The 21,907-nt window shown below is 70.9% G+C and carries 17 protein-coding genes and 2 tRNA genes; 11 read left to right on the forward strand and 8 right to left on the reverse strand.

What is annotated here, in order from left to right; all coding sequences use genetic code 11:
- The first annotated feature begins 26 nt into the window (after positions 1 to 26).
- Positions 27 to 1,202 carry a PP2C family protein-serine/threonine phosphatase gene (locus ACZ4D5_RS02025; RefSeq protein ID WP_467770380.1) on the forward strand — a complete coding sequence of 392 codons (1,176 nt, stop codon included), beginning with the start codon at positions 27 to 29 and terminating at the stop codon, positions 1,200 to 1,202.
- Positions 1,199 to 1,384 carry a hypothetical protein gene (locus ACZ4D5_RS02030; protein ID WP_467770381.1) on the forward strand — a complete coding sequence of 62 codons (186 nt, stop codon included), beginning with the start codon at positions 1,199 to 1,201 and terminating at the stop codon, positions 1,382 to 1,384. Before ACZ4D5_RS02025 ends, ACZ4D5_RS02030 begins: the two co-directional genes overlap by 4 nt.
- On the opposite strand, the gene ACZ4D5_RS02035 is transcribed toward ACZ4D5_RS02030, so the two are convergent.
- A complete protein-coding gene (locus tag ACZ4D5_RS02035; RefSeq protein WP_467770382.1) occupies positions 1,318 to 2,523 on the reverse strand; it encodes a cation:proton antiporter in 1,206 nt (401 codons plus the stop codon). The two genes, ACZ4D5_RS02030 and ACZ4D5_RS02035, sit on opposite strands and share 67 nt — an antisense overlap.
- Positions 2,524 to 2,877: 354 nt before the next feature.
- Between ACZ4D5_RS02035 and ACZ4D5_RS02040 the strand changes: the two genes are divergently transcribed.
- Together ACZ4D5_RS02040 and ACZ4D5_RS02045 are read left to right on the forward strand one after the other, a co-directional pair.
- Positions 2,878 to 3,648 carry an ABC transporter ATP-binding protein gene (locus ACZ4D5_RS02040; RefSeq protein WP_467770383.1) on the forward strand — a complete coding sequence of 257 codons (771 nt, stop codon included), beginning with the start codon at positions 2,878 to 2,880 and terminating at the stop codon, positions 3,646 to 3,648.
- On the forward strand, positions 3,648 to 6,101 hold the full coding sequence (locus ACZ4D5_RS02045; protein ID WP_467770384.1) for an FtsX-like permease family protein: 2,454 nt from the start codon (positions 3,648 to 3,650) through the stop codon (positions 6,099 to 6,101). Before ACZ4D5_RS02040 ends, ACZ4D5_RS02045 begins: the two co-directional genes overlap by 1 nt.
- A gap of 90 nt (positions 6,102 to 6,191) precedes the next feature.
- Here the strand turns inward: ACZ4D5_RS02045 and ACZ4D5_RS02050 are convergent, their stop codons facing one another.
- Positions 6,192 to 7,412, reverse strand: a complete 1,221-nt coding sequence (locus tag ACZ4D5_RS02050; protein WP_467770385.1) for an acyltransferase family protein — start codon at positions 7,410 to 7,412, stop codon at positions 6,192 to 6,194.
- A 552-nt stretch (positions 7,413 to 7,964) separates the two neighbouring features.
- On the opposite strand from ACZ4D5_RS02050, the gene ACZ4D5_RS02055 reads away from it, so the two are divergent.
- Together ACZ4D5_RS02055 and ACZ4D5_RS02060 are read left to right on the forward strand one after the other, a co-directional pair.
- Complete coding sequence (locus ACZ4D5_RS02055) at positions 7,965 to 8,159, forward strand: hypothetical protein (protein ID WP_467770386.1); 195 nt, start codon at positions 7,965 to 7,967, stop codon at positions 8,157 to 8,159.
- A 94-nt stretch (positions 8,160 to 8,253) separates the two neighbouring features.
- Positions 8,254 to 10,380 carry a serine/threonine-protein kinase gene (locus tag ACZ4D5_RS02060; protein WP_467770387.1) on the forward strand — a complete coding sequence of 709 codons (2,127 nt, stop codon included), beginning with the start codon at positions 8,254 to 8,256 and terminating at the stop codon, positions 10,378 to 10,380.
- 18 nt (positions 10,381 to 10,398) lie between these two features.
- On the opposite strand, the gene ACZ4D5_RS02065 is transcribed toward ACZ4D5_RS02060, so the two are convergent.
- The 3 genes from ACZ4D5_RS02065 to ACZ4D5_RS02075 all read right to left on the reverse strand — a co-directional run bounded on the left by ACZ4D5_RS02065 (position 10,399) and on the right by ACZ4D5_RS02075 (position 13,500).
- Positions 10,399 to 11,721 (reverse strand): SufS family cysteine desulfurase, encoded by a 1,323-nt coding sequence (locus tag ACZ4D5_RS02065; protein ID WP_467770388.1) that lies wholly within the window; start codon positions 11,719 to 11,721, stop codon positions 10,399 to 10,401.
- Positions 11,708 to 13,096, reverse strand: a complete 1,389-nt coding sequence (locus ACZ4D5_RS02070) for a family 2B encapsulin nanocompartment shell protein (protein ID WP_467770389.1) — start codon at positions 13,094 to 13,096, stop codon at positions 11,708 to 11,710. The genes ACZ4D5_RS02065 and ACZ4D5_RS02070 overlap by 14 nt, the downstream gene beginning before the upstream one ends.
- A 333-nt stretch (positions 13,097 to 13,429) precedes the next feature.
- Positions 13,430 to 13,500 (reverse strand) — tRNA-Gly (locus tag ACZ4D5_RS02075).
- A gap of 142 nt (positions 13,501 to 13,642) precedes the next feature.
- Here ACZ4D5_RS02075 and ACZ4D5_RS02080 point away from each other — a divergent pair.
- The 5 genes from ACZ4D5_RS02080 to clpX all read left to right on the forward strand — a co-directional run bounded on the left by ACZ4D5_RS02080 (position 13,643) and on the right by clpX (position 18,498).
- A tRNA-Pro gene (locus ACZ4D5_RS02080) sits at positions 13,643 to 13,719 on the forward strand.
- A gap of 172 nt (positions 13,720 to 13,891) precedes the next feature.
- Complete coding sequence (gene tig, locus ACZ4D5_RS02085; protein WP_467770390.1) at positions 13,892 to 15,262, forward strand: trigger factor; 1,371 nt, start codon at positions 13,892 to 13,894, stop codon at positions 15,260 to 15,262.
- Between the two features lie 409 nt (positions 15,263 to 15,671).
- A complete protein-coding gene (locus tag ACZ4D5_RS02090; protein WP_362339732.1) occupies positions 15,672 to 16,277 on the forward strand; it encodes an ATP-dependent Clp protease proteolytic subunit in 606 nt (201 codons plus the stop codon).
- 62 nt (positions 16,278 to 16,339) lie between these two features.
- The gene (locus ACZ4D5_RS02095; RefSeq protein WP_467770391.1) at positions 16,340 to 17,044 is read left to right on the forward strand and encodes an ATP-dependent Clp protease proteolytic subunit; all 705 of its coding nucleotides are present in this window, start codon (positions 16,340 to 16,342) and stop codon (positions 17,042 to 17,044) included.
- A gap of 167 nt (positions 17,045 to 17,211) precedes the next feature.
- The gene (gene clpX, locus ACZ4D5_RS02100) at positions 17,212 to 18,498 is read left to right on the forward strand and encodes an ATP-dependent Clp protease ATP-binding subunit ClpX (RefSeq protein WP_055698248.1); all 1,287 of its coding nucleotides are present in this window, start codon (positions 17,212 to 17,214) and stop codon (positions 18,496 to 18,498) included.
- Positions 18,499 to 18,599: 101 nt separating this feature from the next.
- Here clpX and ACZ4D5_RS02105 read toward each other — a convergent pair whose 3' ends face one another.
- The 3 genes from ACZ4D5_RS02105 to ACZ4D5_RS02115 all read right to left on the reverse strand — a co-directional run bounded on the left by ACZ4D5_RS02105 (position 18,600) and on the right by ACZ4D5_RS02115 (position 21,821).
- Positions 18,600 to 19,562, reverse strand: a complete 963-nt coding sequence (locus ACZ4D5_RS02105) for a hypothetical protein (RefSeq protein ID WP_467770392.1) — start codon at positions 19,560 to 19,562, stop codon at positions 18,600 to 18,602.
- Between the two features lie 111 nt (positions 19,563 to 19,673).
- The gene (locus ACZ4D5_RS02110) at positions 19,674 to 20,690 is read right to left on the reverse strand and encodes a hypothetical protein (RefSeq protein WP_467770393.1); all 1,017 of its coding nucleotides are present in this window, start codon (positions 20,688 to 20,690) and stop codon (positions 19,674 to 19,676) included.
- A 183-nt stretch (positions 20,691 to 20,873) separates the two neighbouring features.
- Positions 20,874 to 21,821, reverse strand: a complete 948-nt coding sequence (locus ACZ4D5_RS02115; RefSeq protein ID WP_467770394.1) for a hypothetical protein — start codon at positions 21,819 to 21,821, stop codon at positions 20,874 to 20,876.
- Between the last annotated feature and the right edge of the window lie 86 nt (positions 21,822 to 21,907).

Here is a 21,907-nt window from a genome sequence, read left to right on the forward strand (position 1 = left end):
GGCCCGCTGGATAAGGTCCACGAGCAATGGCGGTACGAGGAGAACGGCGCGCACGGCGGGAGCGGCGTGCGGAAGCCGAGACGTTCACGGCCCGGATGAAGAAGCGGCTGCACCGGGCCCGCATCGCGCTGCGCAAATCCGGTGTCGACTACTTCCGCGGGGACGGCTCCGACTGGATCGCCCTGGCCGGACTGCTGCTGACCATCCCCGTGATCACCGTCTGCACGATCGTCAACAACGTCTGGTGCTCGCCGGCCGCCCTGGTCCTGCCCATCGTCGCGGGCGGCCTGCTGCTCCGCCCCGCCAGCCTCCTCGGCCTGTACGCGGCGTCGGCGGCGGCCCTGATCGTGGAGTCCGTCCAGCTCGGCCCGTACGCGGAGGGACCCTCGCGCGTCACGCCGGGCGTCGTCCTGGTGGTCGCGGCCTGCGGCTTCTTCGGGCTGCTCATCGCGCAGTTCCGCAGCAGGGTCGGCGTGCCCTGGCGCGGCGGCGGAACGATGCTCTTCGACCTGCGCGAGCGCATCCGCGTGCAGAGCAAGCTGCCGAAGCTGCCGCGCGGCTGGCACCGCGAGATGGCGCTGCGCCCGGCCGGCGGCCAGTCCTTCTCCGGCGACTTCGTCGTCGCGGCCCGCACGAACGGCGGCCGCACCCTGGAGGCCGTCCTCACCGACGTCTCCGGCAAGGGCATGGACGCGGGCTCGCGCGCGCTGCTCCTGTCCGGCGCCTTCGGCGGCCTGCTCGGCTCGCTGCCGCCGCACGCCTTCCTGCCCGCCGCCAACGGCTATCTGCTCCGCCAGGACTGGGACGAGGGCTTCGCGACCTCCATCCACCTGGTCCTCGACCTGGAGACCGGCGATTACGAACTCTTCTCCGCGGGCCACCCGCCGGGCCTCCAGCTCAGCGCGGGCAGCGGCCGCTGGGAGGAGAAGGCGGGCCAGGGCCCGCTCCTCGGCGTCTACGACGGCGCGCAGTTCGACCCGGTCAAGGGCATGCTGCGCCCCGGCGACGTCCTGATGCTCTTCACGGACGGGCTCGTGGAGACCTCCGACCGCGACATCGCCGAGGGCATGGACCGCCTGACGGGGGAGGCCGACCGGTATGTGGCGGGCGGCTTCCACGGCGCGGCCTGGCACCTGATCGAGGCGGTCGCGAAGGACGTGAACGACGACAGGGCGCTGCTGCTGATCTGCCGGGAGGCGTGAACAGGACGCGGCAGGGCGCGGGCAGCCGCTGCCCGCGCCCTGTGACGGGGGAAGCCGTGGGCGACCCGGACGCCATGGAGGCCCCGTATCGCGTCACGGCCGCCCACGGATCCGACTACGGCACGCTGTTCGCCGAGGCCCGCTCCGTCTTCTCCGGCGAACTCGGCCCGGCCACCGCGTAGTCCGGCCCGCCCGGCAGGATCCGCGCCAGCCACTCCGAGCGCCCCGCGGCCAGCGGCCCGAGGACCGCGAGCAGCAGCACGTACCCCGCGATGAAGGGCGAGAGCCGCTCGTCGAGGCCCGCGCCCGCCGCCATCGTGGCGAGGATCAGCGCGAACTCGCCGCGGGCGAGGAGCGTCGTGGAGATGTTCGCCGCGGGGCCCGCCCCGAAGCCGTACACCCGCGCAGCCCCGAGACCCGCGAGGACGTTCATCAGGAGCGTCACCGCGACCGCCGCGAGGACCGGCCACAGCACCACCGGCAGGTCGCCGGGGTCGATGGAGAGCCCGAAGGCGAAGAAGAAGATCGCGCCGAACGCGTCCCGCAGCGGGTGCACCAGCTTGCGGATGCGGTTGCCGGACGCGGTGCTGCCCAGCATCAGGCCGACCATGAAGGCGCCGATCGCGTCGGCGACGCCGAACCACTCCGAGACCCCGGCGACGAAGACGGCCGCGCCGAGGAAGGAGATGACGAGCAACTCGTCGTCCTTGATGGCGAAGAGACGGCCGATCACGCGGGTGCCGAAGCGGGCCGCGAGCGCGAGGAGCAGCAGGAAGCCGAAGGCCTTGCCGCCGTCCATCACGGCGGCGGAGAGGCTGTCGGCGCCGGACAGGATCGGCTGCAGCGCCGCGAGGTAGAGCGCCAGGAAGATGTCCTCGACCACGATGATGCCGAGGATCGGCTTCGTCTCCGGATTGCCGAGCCTGCCGGTGTCGACGAGGACTTTCGTGACGATCGCCGACGACGAGATGCCGAGCACTCCGGCGAGGACCAGCGCTTCGGAGGTGCCCCAGCCGAGCGCGAATCCGAAGCCCAGGCCGGCGCCGACGTTCAGGGCGAGGTAGACGCCGCCGGCGACGGCCATCTTGCGGCCGCCGGTCTTGAGGTCGTCCATGTGGAACTCGAGGCCCAGGTAGAAGAGCAGCAGGACCAGGCCGAGCGCCGAGAGCATCTCCAGGTCGTGGGGGTCGGAGACCAGGACCACGCCGGGGGTGTGGGGGCCGAGGAGGATCCCGGCCAGGATGAAGAGGGGGATGGTGGGAAGTCCGATGCGGCCGCCGAGGCGCGCGAGGACGGCGGCGGCGAGAAAGGCGCCGCCCATGGCTATCAGGGTGTCTGCGTGTCCGATGGGCCCGTTCCTTCTGTTCGGTCGGTACGAGTCGTCTGGGCAAAGCAGCGCTCAAGGCAAAGGGGGCGTCAAGAACGCGTCAATACTTAGGTTACCAAACGACCTGATCGGCGACTTCTGAAGGCCTGAGGTGGGGTTCTCCCCACCCCGTGTTCGCCAGCGGCCCTCATGGTCCGCGCCACCCCCGGATCCGTACGTTCGAGACATCGACCAGGGGCGTCTCACGGCGAGGTCCCAGTGGCGTACGAACGGAAGGCGGGCACGGCCATGGGGCTGCGACGGAAGAACCGGACCGACGAAGGCACGAGGGCGGCGATGGTGCCCCCGATGCCGAGCAGCCGGCCCGGTGACTGGGCCGTCGAGCTGCGCGGGGTCCGCCGCCAGTACGGCCGCGGCGCCGGAGCCGTGCACGCCCTCGCCGGCATCGACCTCGCCCTGCCGCGCGGCAGTTTCACCGCCGTCATGGGCCCCTCCGGATCCGGCAAGTCCACCTTCCTGCAGTGCGCGGCGGGCCTGGACCGGCCGAGCTCGGGCACCGTCCACCTCGGCGGCACCGAGATCACCGGCATGAGCGAGAACAAGCTCACCGCCCTGCGCCGCACCCGCCTCGGCTTCGTCTTCCAGGCCTTCAACCTGCTGCCGTCGCTGACCGTCGAGCAGAACGTCGTCCTGCCGATGCGCCTGGCGGGCCGTCGCCCCGACCGCCGCAGGGCCGCCGAGATGCTCGCCCGCGTCGGCCTCGGCGACAAGGGGAGCCGCCGCCCCGGGCAGCTCTCCGGCGGCCAGCAGCAGCGCGTCGCCATCGCCCGCGCCCTGGTCACCGAGCCCGACGTGATCTTCGCCGACGAGCCGACCGGCGCCCTGGACACCACCACGGCCACCGAGGTCCTCGGCCTGCTGCGCTCCGCCGTCGACACCATGGGCGCCACCGTCGTCATGGTCACCCACGACCCGGCCGCCGCCGCCCACGCCGACCGCGTCCTCTTCCTCGCCGACGGCTCCATCGTCGACCGCCTGGAGCGCGCGTCCGCCGAGCAGATCAAGGCCCGCATGACCGCCCTATCCGCTCCGGCCGCCTACGCGGGGGTGGCCGCGTAATGGCGTACCTGCCCAACGGCCTCGCCCGCGCGGCCGTCCGCTTCAAACCCGCCGCGTTCGCCGGCACGTTCGTCGCGCTGATGATGGCCTCGCTGATCGTCGCCGCGTGCGGGATCCTCCTGGAGACGGGGCTGCGCGCCTCCGTGCCGCCCACCCGCTACACCGGTGCGCCCGTGGTGGCCGCCGCCGACCAGTCGGCCCACTTCGTCACGGGCAGCGGCGACAGCAGGTCCGAGAGCAGCACCCCGCTGCCCGACCATGCGCGGCTCGACGACTCCCTGGTGGCCAAGGCGGGTTCGGTGCCCGGCGCCCGCGCCGCCGTCGCCGACGTGACCTTCCCCGTGCGGTCCGGCGACAAGGACGTCACCGCGCACGGCTGGGGCTCCACCGCCTTCACCGGCGAGAAGCTGACCGCGGGCCGCGCCCCGCAGCCCGGCGAGGTCGTCCTCGCCACGGCCGGCGCCTCCGTGGGCGAGCGCGCCACGCTCACCACGGCGGACGGCCCGCGCGACTTCCGGGTCTCCGGCACGGTCGAGCCCCGACAGGGCGCGTCCACCGCCTGGTTCGCCGACTCCGAAGCCGTCCGCATCTCGGGCCACCCGGGCCGGGTCGACGCCATCGCGGTCCTCCCGAAGGCGGGCGTCTCGGACGACACCCTCAGGTCCCGGGTGGCGCACGCCCTCGGGAGCGGCGCCGAGGTCCACACCGGCGACGACCGCAGCGCCGCCGAGGGCTCCGAACTCGCCTACGCCAAGGAGATGCTCACCGCGCTCGGCGGCTCCTTCGGCGGGATCGCCGCCATGACCGCCGTCTTCACCGCGGCCGGCACCGTCGCGCTCTCGGTGGGCCAGCGCGCCCGCGAGTACGCGCTGCTGCGCGCCATCGGCACCACCCCGCGCCAGATCCGCCGCACCATCGCCACCGAGACCCTGCTGGTCGCCCCCCTCGCCGCAGCGGTCGGCGTGCTGCCCGGAATCGCCCTGGCCACCTGGTGGTTCGGGCAGCTCAAGGAGAAGGGCGCGATCCCCGAGGCCGTGGACCTGTCCGTCTCCTTCATCCCTCTCGTCGCCGCCATCGGCACCGCCGTCCTCACCGCGCTCGGCGCCGGCTACATGGCCGCCCGCCGCCCCTCCCGCATCAAGCCGGGCCAGGCGCTCAGCGAGGCCTCCGTGGAACGGATGCCGGTCGGCTGGATCCGTACGCCGCTGGGCATCGCCGCGGCGGTCGGCGGCACCGCCCTCGCGGGGGTCGCCGCGGGCGCCACCGGCGAGGACGCGGCCAACGCGGCGCTCGGCGTCGTCATGCTCTTCATGGTCGCCGTGGCCCTGCTCGGACCGCTGGTGGCCCGCGGCTGCGCGGCCCTGTTCGGCCTCCCGCTGCGCGGCGCCGGCGCCTCCGCCTCGCTCGCGGCCGCCAACTCCCGTTCGAACGCCCGCCGTCTGGCCTCCGCGATCACCCCGATCGTGCTCGCCATGGCCTTCTCGTCCGTCCTCGTCTTCATGCACACCAGCGAGGACCGGGTCGCCGCGAATCAGCAGCGCGCGGGCATCACGGCGGACCACATCATCACGTCGGAGACGGGCCTGGCCCCGGGGGCGGTGTCCAGGGCGGCGCACACGGAGGGAGTCACCTCGGCGGTCGGCCTCCTCAAGGCCTCGGTCCTCGTCCCGGTGGGCTCGGGCGGCGACCGCTGGCTGGAGTCGGCGTCGACGCAGGGCATCACCGGCTCGGCCGCGGACCTCGCGAAGGTCCAGGACCTGAAGGTCGAGACGGGCTCCCTGAAGCTCGGCAAGGGGGAGGCCGCGATCGACGCGTCCCTCGCCCGCAACGCCCACGTGGGCGTGGGCGACCGCCTGAACCTTCGCCTGCCCGACGGCACCAAGGCGTCGCCGAAGATCGTCGCGACGTACGGCAGGGGCATGGGCCTCTCCCAGGTGACCCTCCCCGCGGCCGACTTGAAGCCGCACGTCACGTCGTCCTTCGCCACGGAGATCTGGACCAGGGGCGGCTCGGCCCAGGCGCTCTCGGGCCTCGGCACGCTGAAGGACCGCGAGGACTACGCCACCGCCCAGTCCATGGACCGCGAGCTCAACGCCTGGGCGAACACCACGATGGCGGCCGTCCTCGGCGGCTTCGCGGCCGTCGCCGCGGTCAACACCCTGGTGATGACGGTCCTGGACCGCCGCCGCGAACTCGGCACGCTGCGCCTGATCGGCTCCACGCGCCGCCAGGTGCTGCGGATGATCCGCTGGGAGGCCCTCCTGGTGGCCTGCGCGGGCATCGTGCTGGGCACGGCGATCGCCCTGGCCACGCTGGTCCCGATGATGAACGGCCTGACCGGCGAATCCCCGTACATCCCCCCACTGGTGTACGCCGCTTTCGCGGGCGGAGTCCTCCTCCTGGGCCTGGCCTCGACGGCCCTCCCGGCGAGGGCGGCCCTGAGGTCGGCGTAGTTCAGCGACGACAAGGGCGCGCCTGACGGTGAAGTACGCCGTCAGGCGCGCCCTTGTCGGTCGGCCGGACCCCGACGGGTCGAGGCCCCGCTACGTGGACTTGGCCCGCTCCCGGGCCAGCTGCGCCGCGTCCCGCTTGAAGGCCCACTCCATCCTGGGCTCCATCGCGAAGCGGAACATCCGCTGCACCGGAGGCGTGCACAGCAACGTCACCACACTCGCGGCGACCACCGTCACAAAGATCTCGCCGGCCGGCTTGTGCAGCCACTCGTAGTCCTCGAACCAGCCCCAGAAACGGGACCCCTTGGCGAGGAAGCCGTGCAGCAGGTAGCCGTACAGCGTGCCGGCGCCGAGAATCGTGAACCACATCCTGCGGCGCGGCACCCACGCGAAGAAGCACGCGGTGAGGACGACGGAACAGCCGAAGAGCGCCAGCGTCATCACGATGCCGACCCACCACGGCACGCCCAACTCCTGGGCGCTGTCCCGGCGGTAGAACCACACGGAGGTCATCCGGGGCGCGGCCCAGTAGGCGAGGAGTACCGCGCACGCGAAGACCGGCACGGACAGGATCCGCACCTCGCGGCGGCGCACCAGCTGGAAGTACTCGGGCTTCATGAAGAGGCCGAGCACGAAGAACGGCATGAACTGCAGCACGCGCTGCAGGTCGAGGTCGTCGCCGATGTCGGGGGAGATCACGGCGAGCATGGCGACGGCCAGCGCGAGCGGCACGGGCCAGCGCACGATCTTCCACAGCGGCACGGTGAGCCGCCACACGAAGAGCGCGACCAGGAACCAGGTGAGGTACCAGGGGTCGAGCAGGCTGATCGGCTGGCTCGGGTCGTCGTCCGCCCAGCGCTTGAAGAGGGTGTACGCGACTTCGAAGATGACGTACGGCACGGCGACGCCGGTGACCAGCCGCTTGAGGCGGTCGGGCCGCATGTCGAAACTGCGCGAGAAGTAGCCGGAGATCAGGATGAACGCCGGCATGTGGAAGGTGTAGACGGTCATGTACAGCGCCTCGGCGGCGCGGCTGTGATCCGTCAGCGGTTCCCATGCGTGGGCCATCGCCACGAGGACGATCGCCAGGTACTTGGCATTGTCGAAGAACGCGTCCCGCTGCTTGGCGGGCTTCGACGCGTTCTTGGCGGTGCTGTGGCCGGACGGGGTGGGGGGAGCGGTGGCGGTCGCGGCCTGCGGGGTCGGGTGGTGGGCGCGGGGGGTCGGCACTTCGGCGACTCCGGCCGCCGGCACCTGGGCCGGGGGGAGCGGCGCTCGGTGGCGTCCGTGCGGGTGCACCGAGTTGGTCACAGGCCCTCCCACCAAGAGCTCGGTGAGACGATCCGGGACCGCACTGCGCCTGCGGGGGTGGTGGCAGCGTGGAACATCTGAGGCACCTTAGCGTCGCGGCAGTGATTTCGTAAAACCCTCGTCACTTCTCTCAACTCAATCCCCCGCTAATCACTGGGAATCGGTTGGGTCGACAAAGAGATGCGGCCACATCATGTCCAGTACGTCACAACTCATCCGGTTTAAATGGTGCATAACGCCTGCGGGCGACTCTGGTGAAATGTCCAGCGTGTGCTCCCGGCAACAATTCGAATTTCCTGCGAACGCCGTGTGTGGCGATGGCAACGATCAAGCCGAATTACCCATGTGCGCAGGTCGTCGAATTGCCGTGCGAGGGTGCGCTGTTCATGCGCCCCGGGGGCGCCCCCGCGCGCCGGGCCCGGGAAGCGTTGGCCGACGATGTGTCACCGGCCGCATACAGTGGGCCCGTTGGTGGCACGATGGTCCCTGGCGGGGGTGTGCGGGGTCGTACCCCCCGGGCCGGGAGAGCGACCGACCTAGGGTGTGATCAGTGTGGCGATTTCGCTGTCAGTGGTACTGCTGTTGGCGATCATCCTTGTGGTGCTGATCCGCGGAGGATCCCTCAAGGCGGGGCCCGCGGTCGTCGCGGTGCTCTTCGGCTTCTTCCTCGCGTCCACGGGCATGGCGCCGTCGATAAATCGGTTCCTCAACGAAGTCGCGGAGACCATCAACTCGATCAGTTTCTGAGGCCCTTCGGGGCGCTCGCCCGAGGCGGCGTACGCTGCGGGGAGGGGAAACTGGAGAGCGGGGAAGAGGGCCGCGGGGACGGGGGGCGTACGGGATGGTTCTGCGCGACTCGGACCCGGACCGCATCGGCGGTTATCCGATCGAGGACCGGCTCGGCTCCGGCGGCATGGGCGTCGTCTATCTCGCCCGCTCCGCGTCGGGGCGCCGCCTCGCCCTGAAGGTCGTCCACGGCCAGTACGCCGACGACCAGGAGTTCCGCACCCGCTTCCGCCGCGAGGTGGCCGCCGCGCGCCAGGTCAGCGGCGCGTTCACCGCACCCGTAGTGGACGCCGACGCGGACGCCGAACGCCCGTGGATGGCCACGGTCTACATCCCCGGCGTGGACCTCGGCGGCCATGTGCGCCGCGAGGGCCCGCTGCCGCTGGACCGGCTGCGCGACCTGGCCGCGGGCCTCACCGAGGCGCTGCGCGACATCCACCGCGTCGGCGTGGTCCACCGCGACCTGAAACCGGCCAACGTGATGCTCGCCGACGACGGCCCCCGCGTCATCGACTTCGGCGTCTCCCGGGCCACGGAGGCCCTCGGTGCCGACGCCCTCACCCAGACGGGCCGCGTCATGGGCACCCCGCCCTACATGTCCCCCGAGCAGCTCACCAACCCGCGCGACGTCGGCCCCGCGTCGGACGTCTTCTCCCTCGGCGCCGTCCTCGCGTACGCGGCGACGGGCCACGGCCCCTTCGACAGCGACAGCCCCTACGAGACCGCGACGCGCGTCGTCGAAGCCGCCCCCGAACTCGACCGCGTACCCGCCGAGTTCCGCCCCTTCATCGAGCACTGCCTCGCCAAGGACCCCGCGGCGCGCCCCACCCCCGACGAACTCCTCGGCCTGCTCAAGGGCGAGCCGGTCCCGCCGAGACGCACCCCGGAGCCGAAGCCCGCGGTGCCCGCAGCCGAGGACGTCCCCCCGGGACCGCGCCGCCGCAGGCTGCTGATCGCGGCCTCGGTGGGCGGACTGCTGCTGGCGGTCCTGGGGGCGGGCGCGGTCGTGTGGCTCGCCAGGGGCGACGGCCCGGTGGCGAGCCAACTGCCCGCGGGCTGGCGCGAGTGGACGGCGAAGGACACCACCGGCGGCAAGGACGAACCCTCCCGGGCCTTCGATCGCTGCGCCGCTGTCGGGCAGGGCCTGATCTGCGCGGGAGACGACGTCAAGGCCGTCCGCTTCTCCCTGGCCACGGGCAAGCGGGAGTGGGGCCTGCCCGTCGACCCCGTCCCCGACGACACCGGCGGCCTGGAGGGCACCGTCATCGGGACGGCGGGCGACCGCGTCTTCGTCTTCCGCAACAACCAGACGTCCACGGAGAACGGCAGCATCGAGGACTACGCGATCCAGGCCCTGGACGCCCGGTCCGGCCGCACGCTGTGGACCACCCCGACCCATCGGGGCGACGGCGCCATGGCGCCCGACCCGACCCCGGAAGGGGGCACCGTCGCGGCCACGGAGGACGGCGTGCTCACCACGTTGGGCGAGAACGACGAATCGTACGCCCTGCTCGACCCCGAGAACGGCAAGGCCCTCTGGACGCGTTCCTTCCCCGGCCAGAGCTGCCAGCTGCGGGAGGCCGCGGCGAAGGGCTACCGGGTCTGCCACGGCGAGAAGTCGCGCACCTACGTCTCCCGTCTCGACCCGGCCACCGGCAAACCGGCCTGGACGGTCACCGTGCGCGGCAGCGACAACCTCACCCTCATCGGCCAGGCCGACGGGCGCCTCGTGCTCGCCGACACCTCCCTGACCCGGCTGCGCACGTTCGTCTCCGTCAGCGCGAGCGGCCGCGACCAGCGCACGGTGCGGTTCTCCCGGGCCCAGTCACCGGGCGCGACCCCCACGCTCAGCCGCGGAACCCTCTACTTCACGTACCCCAACGGCGGCGTCCGCGCCGTCGACCCCCGCACCGGCCGCCAGCTCTGGGACCGCTACTCCACCGTCGAGTTCCCCGGCAGCCCCCTGGCATCGGCCACCCACGTCTACGTGGCGTCCCCCAGCGGCCGCCTGGCCGCGCTCGACCGGGACACCGGCGAAGTGGCGTGGACCCGCCCCGGACGGTCCGTCGGGGCGGGCCAGATGATGCCCGAGAACGGAGCCCCCCTGACGCTGGTGGGGGACGCGCTGTACGTCCCCTACGGGGCGCGGTCCGTGTACACCGTCGACGTGCGCAACCCGTAGGGGACGCCCGGCAGGCCTTCAGCCGGCCTGCTGCAGCGCCCGCAGCGACGCCACCAGCCGGTCCACCTCCTCCGACGTGTTGTAGAGCGACAGGGAGGCCCTGGCCGCCGACTCCAGGCCGTAGTGCGCGAGGGCGGGCTGCGCGCAGTGGTGCCCCGCGCGGACCGCGATGCCGTCCCGGTCCAGCCAGTCGGCGACCGTCGCCGGATCGTGGCCCGCGAGCGTGAACGTCAGCACCGCGATCCGGTCGGGCGCCGCCCCCAGCAGGGAGAGGCCGGGCACGGTCGCCATGGCCTGCTGCGCGTACGCCATGAGCGCGTTCTCGTACGACGCGACGGCGTTCTTGTCGAAGCCGGACAGCCAGTTCAGCGCGGCCAGCAGACCGACGACCCCGGAGATGTGCCCGGTGCCGGCCTCCAGGAGGTGCGGCGGGGGAGCGAACGTCGTCCGCTCGAAGGACACGGACTCGATCATGTTCCCGCCGCCCTGCCACGGCTTCAGGGCCGCCATGATCTCCGGCTTCGCGTACAGGGCCCCGATGCCCGTGGGCGCGAACAGCTTGTGCCCGGAGAAGACGTAGAAGTCCGCCCCCAAGTCCTGTACGTCCACGGGGAGATGGGCCACCGCCTGGGCGCCGTCCACCAGGACCCTGGCGTCGTAGCGGTGGGCGAGCGCGGCCATCTCCTTGACCGGCGGCACGGTCCCGAGCACGTTGGACGCGTGGCTGATCGCCACGAGCCGGGTGCGGTAGGACAGCAGGTCGGCATAGGCGGCCTGGTCGATCTGCCCGTCGGCGTCCAGCGGGACGGGAACCACCCGCGCCCGCGTCTGACGCGCGATCAGCTGCCAGGGGACGATGTCCGAGTGGTGCTCGAGAACGGGTACGAGGATGTCGTCCCCGGGGCCGAGGTTCGCCCGCCCCCAGGTCTGGGCGACCAGGTTGATCGCCTCGGTCGTGCCGCGCGTGAACGCGACGGTGTCCGGCGACTCGGCCCCCAGGAACGTGGCGACCGCGCCGCGCCCCGCCTCGTACAGCTCCGTCGCCTCGCGGGCCATGGTGTGGGCGCCGCGGTGGATGTTGGAGTTGGCCGCGCTGTAGTACGCGGTGAGGGCCTCGATCACCTGGCGCGGCTTCTGCGTGGTGGCGGCGTTGTCGAGCCAGACCAGGGGGTGGCCGTTCACCGTGCGGTGCAGGATCGGGAAGTCCTGGCGGACCGCCTCGGCGGAGAAGGCGCCGGGCGACGACGCGGGCTCCACGATCTGCGGCGTGACCTGAGTCGGTACCTGAGGCGTGACCTGCGAAGAAGAGGCGACCGGCGCCACAACTTCAGGAATAGTCATGGTAGTTGCCCACCTCGACGTTCTGGAGGACGGCGATGGCGTCCTCCACCAGGACCGCCGTGTTGAAGTACGCCGTCATCAGGTACGACGTGATGCCCTTGTTGTCGACGCCCATGTTCCGCATCGACAGACCGGGCTCGACCTCGTCGGGGACCTCACCGGGCCGCAGCCCCACCACGCCCTGCTCGGCCTCGCCCATCCGCATCAGCAGGATCTCGGTGGTGCCCGAGTGCGCGCCCCAGCCGTTGGTGAACCGCACCTTGTCCGAGGGCAGCAGCGGCACCCCGCGCCAGGTCAGCAGCGGAGAGCCGAACCTGCTGTCCGTCACCGGGGGCACGCCCCGCCGCGTACATTCCCGCCCGAACGCGGCGATCGCCTTGGGGTGCGCGACGAAGTAGCCCGGCTGCTTCCACACCTTCGCCAGGAGCTCGTCCAGGTCGTCGGGGGTGGGCGCCCCGGTGCGCGACTGCACGCGCTGCCCGGCGGAGACGCTGTTGAACAGACCGAACTCGGGGTGGTTCAGGAGCGAGGCCTCCTGCCGCTCCCGCAGCGCCGCGATGGTCAGGTTCGCCTGCGCCCTGGTCTGGTCGATGGGCCCGTTGTAGAGGTCGGCGACGCGGGTGTGCACGCGCAGCACGGTCTGGGCGAGCGTCATGTGGTACTCGCGGGGCGCGTCCTCGTAGTCGACGAACGTCCCCGGCAGATCGGGCTCGCCCACGTGCCCCGACGCCAGGTCCACCGGCACCTCGGAGCCGGGCAGCGACCCGTCGTCGGCGGCATACGCCTCCATCGCCGTACGCAGCCCCTCCTCGCGCTCGGCGACGGCGGTGAGCGCGGCGCGGTCGGCCACGAGCGCGGTGCCGCGGGTGAGGGCCTGCACGCGGTACGGCATCGGCTCCTCCCGCGTCCACGCGCCGAGGTCGAAGAACTGCCCGTCGCCGGCCACGTCGAGCAGCGCGTCCTCGCCGTACCGCCCGGTCACCCGCTTCTCGGCGCGCCCGCTGACGAGCACCCAGAGCCGGTCCGCGGCGTCGCCCTCCTGGATGAGCACCTGGCCGGGCTCGAAGGTCACCTCGGTGAAGGCGTCGGCCAGCTCGGCGAGGGTGGCGTCGTCGGCCTCGCGCAGATACGGCACCTCGCGTAAGTCACCGGGCACCACACGGGAGGTGCCGCTCTCCTCGTACGTGCTGATGCGGTCGTCGCCGAGCACATAGGTGCGGCGGCGGTTGACCCGGTAGACGCCGGAGTCCACGTCGACCCAGGGCAGGGCGCGCAGCAGGTACCGCGGTGTGATGCCGCGCATCTGCGGAACGGTCTTGGTCGCGGTCGCGAGCTGCCGTGCGGCATCCGGGCCGAGAGACAGTCGATCAGTCATCGGAACCTCCCTGGGAACGGGGCAAGGGGGACCGATCGTCCGGTCGTCGCATCCCGGATCACAAGGGCTCTTCCGCCGCCTTTGGCATAGGCCAGGCGCAAAACCGTCGCCACCGGAACGGGCGGAGCTCCCCTGAGCGGCGAGGCAGCCGATCCGCGCCCCCGCCGCGGGCGCGCCCGGTTGCCGGTTTCCGACCCGATACGTCCCTGAGGGCGAGCTATGCGGTGCTGAAAGATGCCGTTATGGTCCGGACCGGGACGCCGCCCACGGCCTCTCCCGCGGCCCCGGAACGCGAAGAACCCCAGACCCTGAGGGCCTGGGGTTCTCTCGAAGAGCGGGCGACGGGAATCGAACCCGCGTAGCTAGTTTGGAAGACTAGGGCTCTACCATTGAGCTACGCCCGCACGGTTCGCGCCACGACTGGGAAGCCGCGGTACGACAGGCATCGTAGCGGGTCGCGGGCCTTCGCCGCACACCCCCTTCACGAGCCCCTGTTCAACCGGGGGCCGCATGGCCTGCGGGCATGTACCCTACGTGTCGCACCGACGGGGTGTGGCGCAGCTTGGTAGCGCGTCCGCTTTGGGAGCGGAAGGCCGTGGGTTCAAATCCCGCCACCCCGACCACCTTGTTCCACTCCGCGTCCCCTCCGTGAGATCGCGTCGGCCTCTCCGTGAGATCGCATCCAAGATCGCATTGTGGGTCGGCTCCCGCGTGCCGTTACTATGCAAGCTGTGTGCCCGTGTGTCTCTGATCCGGGCAGAAACCAAGCAGTCAGCCCACCAAGGAGACCGAACCGTGAAGAGCGCCGTGGAGACCCTGAACCCGACCCGGGTTCGGCTCACTGTCGAGGTGCCCTTCGAGGAGCTCAAGGACAGCCTCGACGCGGCGTACAAGAAGATCAACCAGCAGGTCACGGTGAAGGGCTTCCGCAAGGGCAAGATCCCGGCCCGTGTCATCGACCAGCGGTTCGGCCGCGGTGCGGTCCTCGAGGAGGCCGTCAACGACGCGCTCCCGAAGTTCTACACCGAGGCGGTCAACGAGGCCGAGCTCAACGTCCTGGGCCAGCCCGAGGTGGACATCACCGAGCTGAAGGACAACGAGACCCTCAACTTCACCGCTGAGGTCGACGTCCGCCCGACCATCGAGATCCCGGACTACTCCGGCATCGAGGTCGAGGTCGACGCCGTCGAGGTCACCGACGAGGACGTCGACAAGGCCGTCGAGGAGCTGCGCGGGCGCTTCGCCTCCACCTCCCCGGTCGAGCGTGCCGCCGAGGACGGCGACGTCGTGACGATCGACCTGGAGGCCAAGGTCGAGGGCGAGGTCCTGGAGGACGGCGTCGCGTCCGGCGTCTCCTACACGATCGGCTCCGGCGAGCTCCTCGAGGGCATCGACGACGCCGTGAAGGGCCTGGAGGCCGGTGGCGAGGCCACCTTCACCTCCGAGCTCAAGGGCGGCTCGGCCGCCGGCAAGGAGGCCGAGGTCACCGTCAAGGTCACCCAGGTCGCCAAGCGTGAACTGCCGGAGCTGGACGACGACTTCGCGCAGCTGGCCTCCGAGTTCGACACCCTCGACGAGCTCAAGGCCGACAGCCGCAAGCGCCTCGAGAACATGAAGCAGTACGACCAGGCGACGCAGGCCCAGGAGCGCGTCCTGGAGAAGCTGCTCGAGCTGGTCGAGGTCCCCGTCCCCGAGAAGCTCCTCGCGGACGAGATCCAGACCCGCACGCACAACCTCGAGCACCACCAGCTCGGCCAGATGGGCCTCGACCTGGACAAGTACCTGGAGATCCAGGGCAAGTCCCGCGAGGAGTTCGACGCCGAGACCAAGGAGCAGGCGGAGAAGGGCATCAAGACGCAGTTCGTCCTGGACGAGCTCGTCAACAAGGAGAAGCTGAACGTGAACCAGGAGGAGCTCACCGAGCACCTCATGCGTCGCGCGCAGTCCTCCGGCATGTCCCCCGACCAGTTCGCCCAGGCCGTCGTCGAGGGCGGCCAGGTCCCGATGCTGGTCGGCGAGGTCGCCCGCGGCAAGGCCCTCGCGGTCGTCGTCGAGGCCGCCACGGTCAAGGACACGAACGGCGAGGTCGTCGACCTCGACGACGAGGAGGACGAGGCGGCTGCCGCCGAGGCCACCGAGTCGGCCGAGGAGAAGACCGAGGCCTGAGCTGCCTCGCTTCGCTGAACGCATCAACCGGGCCCCAGGGACGTCAGTCCCTGGGGCCCGGCCTTTAGGGGCGCGGGGAACTGTCTTTAGGGGCGCGGGGAACTGCGCGAGCAACCCACGGAAAACCGCACTCGCCATAGAGCCTGGTGTGGCAGACGCGACTGCGGCCTGTGGGGGCGGGCCGCGCAGTTCCCGCGCCCCTGACGGGGCGCAACCTGCGCTCACAGCGAACAGTTAGGCCTCCGGGATTCCCCGGAGGGCCCCGCGCGTTAGGGTCCATGAATACGAGGGCAGGGGAGTCCCCGAAGCCGCCCCGAGAGCGGTGCGCACGTGGGAACCCAGGTCCCTAGAAGACGTGAGACGGCCCGGCGCCGTCGTAAGACGAGCAGGTGGATACGTGACGAATCTGATGCCCTCCGCCGCCGGCGACCCCTCCATCGGTGGTGGCCTCGGCGACCAGGTCTACAACCGGCTGCTCGGCGAGCGGATCATCTTCCTCGGCCAGCCGGTCGACGACGACATTGCCAACAAGATCACCGCACAGCTGCTGCTCCTTGCCGCCGAGCCGGACAAGGACATCTTCCTGTACATCAACAGCCCCGGCGGCTCGATCACGGCCGGCATGGCGGTGTACGACACCATGCAGTACATCAAGAACGACGTGGTGACGATCGCGATGGGCATGGCCGCCTCCATGGGCCAGTTCCTGCTCAGCGCCGGTACGCCGGGCAAGCGCTTCGCCCTGCCGAACGCCGAGATCCTGATCCACCAGCCCTCCGCGGGCCTGGCGGGCTCCGCGTCGGACATCAAGATCCACGCCGAGCGGCTCCTGCTCACCAAGAAGAAGATGGCCGAGCTGACGGCGTTCCACACCGGCCAGACCGTCGAGCAGGTCACCCGCGACTCGGACCGCGACCGCTGGTTCGACCCGCAGGAGGCCAAGGAGTACGGCCTCATCGACGACATCATGTCCAGCGCCGCCGGCATGCCGGGCGGAGGCGGCACGGGAGCCTGAGGCACCCCCTCAGCGCCCGCAAGCCGACCCCTCAGCCCACGCTCCTCAGGAGACCAAGAGAGATGAACAACTTCCCCGGCAGCGGCCTCTACGAGCGCACCCAGGCCGAGTACAGCCAGGCCGCGCAGGCCGAGTTCACCGGCGCCCGCGCCGAGTCCCGTTACGTCATCCCGCGCTTCGTCGAGCGCACCTCGCAGGGCGTGCGTGAGTACGACCCGTACGCGAAGCTCTTCGAGGAGCGCGTGATCTTCCTCGGCGTGCAGATCGACGACGCCTCCGCCAACGACGTCATGGCGCAGCTCCTGTGCCTGGAGTCGATGGACCCGGACCGCGACATCTCGATCTACATCAACAGCCCGGGTGGTTCCTTCACCGCCCTCACGGCGATCTACGACACGATGCAGTTCGTGAAGCCCGACGTGCAGACCGTCTGCATGGGCCAGGCCGCGTCCGCCGCCGCCGTGCTCCTCGCGGCCGGTACGCCGGGCAAGCGCATGGCGCTCCCGAACGCCCGCGTCCTGATCCACCAGCCCTACAGCGAGACCGGCCGCGGCCAGGTCTCCGACCTGGAGATCGCCGCCAACGAGATCCTCCGGATGCGTTCGCAGCTGGAGGAGATGCTGGCCAAGCACTCCACGACGCCGATCGAGAAGATCCGCGACGACATCGAGCGCGACAAGATCCTCACGGCCGAGGACGCGCTCTCGTACGGCCTGGTCGACCAGATCATCTCGACCCGGAAGATGAACAATTCCTCGGTCGTCTGACGCAGCGCTGTAGCATCTGCCGCTCCTTGGCACGGTTTGCGCACGACCCACGTCGAAGCGAACCGTGCCAAGGGGGGCCCGAACGGGGGGCCCGGCAAGGTACCGTCGGATATGAGGCACCAGGAGCCGCTGAACGTGGCGTCTCCCAGGCGAAGGGGAAGCACCTCGTGGCACGCATCGGTGACGGCGGCGATCTGCTCAAGTGCTCGTTCTGCGGAAAGAGTCAGAAGCAGGTCAAGAAGCTCATCGCAGGCCCCGGTGTGTACATCTGCGATGAGTGCATCGACCTCTGTAACGAGATCATCGAGGAAGAGCTCGCGGAGACGAGCGAGGTGCGCTGGGAGGAACTCCCCAAGCCTCGCGAGATCTACGAATTCCTTGAGGGCTACGTCGTGGGCCAGGAGCCCGCGAAGAAGGCCCTCTCGGTAGCGGTGTACAACCACTACAAGCGGGTCCAGGCCGGAGAGAACGGCGGCGCGCAGGGCCGTGACGACGCGATCGAACTCGCCAAGTCCAACATCCTGTTGCTCGGACCGACCGGCTCCGGCAAGACGCTCCTCGCGCAGACGCTCGCCCGCATGCTGAACGTCCCGTTCGCGATCGCGGACGCGACGGCGCTGACGGAGGCGGGCTATGTCGGCGAGGACGTGGAGAACATCCTCCTGAAGCTCATCCAGGCCGCTGACTACGACGTCAAGAAGGCCGAGACGGGCATCATCTACATCGACGAGATCGACAAGGTCGCCCGCAAGAGCGAGAACCCCTCGATCACGCGCGATGTCTCGGGTGAGGGCGTCCAGCAGGCCCTGTTGAAGATCCTGGAGGGCACCACGGCCTCCGTCCCGCCGCAGGGCGGACGCAAGCACCCGCACCAGGAGTTCATCCAGATCGACACGACGAACGTGCTCTTCATCGTGGGCGGCGCCTTCGCCGGCCTCGAGAAGATCATCGAGTCGCGGGCGGGCGCGAAGGGCATCGGCTTCGGCGCCACCATCCGCTCGAAGCGCGAGATGGAGGAGAAGGACCAGTTCGAGGACATCATGCCGGAGGACCTGGTGAAGTTCGGGATGATCCCCGAGTTCATCGGCCGCCTCCCCGTGATCACCTCGGTCCACAACCTCGACCGTGAGGCCCTGCTCCAGATCCTGGTCGAGCCGCGCAACGCGCTCGTGAAGCAGTACCAGCGCCTGTTCGAACTCGACGGCGTGGAGCTGGACTTCGAGCGCGAGGCCCTGGAGGCCATCGCCGACCAGGCGATCCTGCGCCAGACCGGCGCGCGCGGCCTGCGCGCCATCATGGAGGAGGTCCTGCAGTCGGTGATGTACGAGGTGCCGTCCCGCAAGGACGTGGCCCGCGTCGTCATCACGGCAGACGTCGTCCGCTCGAACGTGAACCCGACGCTGGTGCCGCGCGATGTGCGGGGCCCGGGAGCCGGAGAGCAGAAGTCGGCCTGACCGAAGGCCGGTTGAGCAGTACGAAGAAGGGGGCGCCCCGCGAGTGATCGCGGGGCGCCCCCTTCGACGTGCGCCTGTGGAAGCCTACTTGGGCCGCCGGGCTACTTGACCTCGGTGCGGACGTCGGCGCGGAGCTTGGCCGCCAGGTCGGCGACGGTGTCCAGCGTGATGTCCTTGCCGCTGAGGGTGGCGCTCGCGTCGGAGTGGCCGACGGAGACGACCGTGCTGTGGTCGCCCCAGATGCACATCGGCGCCTGGAAGGTGTTGGGGATGCCTTCCTCCGTCTCGGCCTTGTCGGCGCCGCCCATCCGGTACTCGGCCTTCTGGCACTTCATGACGCCGTTCTCGAAGCCGTCCGGGGTGAACTCCTCGGGGTCGCCGATGAGCCGCACGCTTCCGGTCTCGTCCTCCGAGGACTTCTTCTTCATCTCGGCGAACATGGCGTCCACGACCTTCTCGGGGTCGTCGATCTTGCCGTACACACCGGAGAAGTTGAGGGTCTTCTGGCTGGTGCTCGTGCCGCTGGTGTACTGGCCGTTCGCGTCCTTGGGGCCGGTGACGCCCTTGCTCTCCAGGTCCTTGAGGTCACTGGAGGACATGCCGCCGCCACCGGCGGCCGACTCCGCCTTCTGGTACGACCCGCCGAGCACCGTGGCGGGCGTCGTCAGCTCGTACGTCTTGCCGTCGTCGGCGACGGACGAGCTGCCTCCGCCCCTGCCGAGGGCGAAGTAGGCCCCGGCCCCGATCGCCGCGACGGCCACGACCGCGCCTATGACGACCCAGGCGGTCTTCTTGCTGCCGCTGTTCTGCGGCGGCGGGGGAAACTGCCCGTAGGGAGCCTGGGGCGGCTGCTGCCCGTAGGGGCCGGGCTGCGGGGCCTGCTGCGGGTAGCCGTAACCGGGCTGGGGTTGCGGCGGGGGAGCCTGCTGGGGGTACCCGTAGCCGGGCTGGGGCTGCTGCGGCGGCTGCCCGTAGGGTCCCGGCTGCTGGGGCTGGCCGCCGCCGTACGGCCCGGGCTGCTGCGGGGGCTGCCCGCCGTACGGGCCCGGCTGGTTGTAGCTCATGGGTGGAGTCCCCTCCGAAACGCTTGTGTGTCGCCGACATCCTGACGCAAGGGGGCCCGGCGGGATGCCCGGCCCCTCGCACGAGGCCGGGGTCGCGCGGCCCCGCGGGCGTCAGCTCTTGACGCGGACTTCCGCGCGGAGCTTGGCCGAGTTGGTCGCGGCCTCGTCGAGGTCGACGCCCGTGCCCGAGACGGCGCTCGCCACGTCCGTGCCGACGACGTAGCCGATGGTGCTGTGGTCGCCCCAGATGCAGGTCGACGCGGACATCGAACTCGGGCCCGACGCCCCGGAGGTGGAGCCGGTGGTGCCCGCGCCGCCGCCCAGGTCGACCTTCATCTCCTGGCACTTGAGCACGGCGCCGTCGAGCTCGGCGGGCGTGTACTCCTTGGGCTCGCCGACCAGCGTCACGCTCTCGCCGCTGCCGCTGGTGCCGCCTTCCTTGGACTCCTTCGCGGCGTTCGCGAACATGTGGTCGACGACGCCCTCCGGGTCCTCGATGTCGCCGTAGACGCCGCCGAAGTTCAGGATCTTCTGCGCCATCGGGTTGTCCTTGCTGCCCGACTTGTAGCCGGCCGTGACGTCCTTGGCGTTCTTCACCCCAGCCGCTTCGGCCTTGTCGACGTCGACGCTGTTCAGCCCGCTGGACTGGCCCGGGTCCTTCGTGTAGGTGGTCAGGACGGTCTCGGGAGTCGTCAGCTTGTGCGGACCGTCGTCCTTGATGCCGGAGCCGTCGCCGCCCCCGCCCTCCGCCACGTTCGACGAGCCGCCGTTCTTGCCGCCCTTGTCGTCGTCGCCGCCCGCGAACAGGAAGTAACCGCCGACGGCCGCGGCGGCGACGACTGCCACCGTCGCGATGATGATGCCGGTCTTCTTCCCTCCGCCGCCCGGCGGCGGGGGCGGGACCTGGCCGTAGGGAGCCTGCGGGGGGACCTGGCCGTAGGGGCCCGGCTGCTGGGGCTGGCTGTAGCCGCCCTGGGGCGGGGGAGCCTGCTGGGGGTAGCCGTAGCCGGGCTGCGGGGCCTGGGGCGGCTGGCCGTAGGGGCCGGGCTGCTGGGGCTGGCCGCCGCCGTACGGTCCGGGCTGCTGGGGCTGCTGCCCGCCGTACGGACCCGGCTGGTTGTAGCTCATCGCTGGGGTTCCCTCCCGATACTTATGTGTTCCGAACATCCTGGCGGATGGCCGCGGGAGGTTGCGTCCTCGGGGCGGATCGATGCGGAGTTGTTGAAGGGCTGTTCCAGAGCCCGGACGTAGCGGGGCCCGGCAGCGGATTCCACTGCCGGGCCCTGGCTCACGTACACCCCGTAGGTACGCTCACGCCTTCACGCGCGCCGCCTTGCGCAGGTCGGCCGCGAACGAGGCGACGTCGTCCGTGGCCATGCCACCGCCGCCCTTCGCCATCGCCGCGACGTCGATGCCGAAGACGATGCCGTAGGTGCTGTGATCAGCCCAGATGCAGATCGGCAGCTTCGTCTCGTCGCTGCCCTCCTTGAAGCTGGCGGTCTGGCACTTCATGACGGCGTTGTCGAGACCGTCGGGCTCGACGGTCTCCGGGCTGCCGACGAGCGCGATCTCCTCGGGGTCGCCCACGTTGTCGCCCGAGCCCTTCTTGGAGTTCTCGTCGGCCTTGGCGAAGCCGTCGTCGACCGCCTTCTCCGGGTCGTCGATCTCCCCGTACATGCCCTGGAAGCTCATCTGCTTCCCCTTGAGGGCTTCACCGGATTCGTACGAGGCCGCCACATTCTCCGGGTTCCTGATGCCGATCTCCTCGGCGTTCTTCTTGTCGCCGGAGCCGAGCGGGCCGTCGTCGGGCGAGCCGGAGTCGTCGCCCTTCTTGTACTCGCCCACCGAGGCCGGCGGCACCAGCTTGTGCGCCCCGTCGTCCTCGACCGACGCCGAGCCGCTGCCGCCGAAGAGGAAGTACGCCCCGACGCCGAGCGCGGCGACCACGGCGACCGCGCCTATGGCCAGGCCCGTCTTCTTCTTGCCGCTGCCCTGCGAGGGCGGGGGCGGCGGGACCTGGCCGTAGGGGGCCTGGGGCGCCTGCTGTCCGTACGGGGGCTGCGGGGCCTGCCCGTACGGCCCCGGCTGCTGGGGCCGGCTGTAGCCGTCCTGCTGCGGGGGTGCGGGCGGCTGCTGCGGGAAGCCGTAGCCGGGCTGGGGCTGCTGCTGCGGCTGACCGTAGGGGCCCGGCTGCTGGGGCTGACCGCCGTACGGTCCCGGCTGCTGCCCGCCGTACGGGCTCGGCTCGTTGTAGCTCATCGCGTGGGGTCCCCCTCTGGAACTGACGTGTCCCGGACATCCTGAAGGAAGTCCGGGTTCGATGGGGCCCCGGGCCACAACCGATG

The sequence above is a fragment of the Streptomyces sp. NPDC025651 genome (assembly GCF_055558735.1).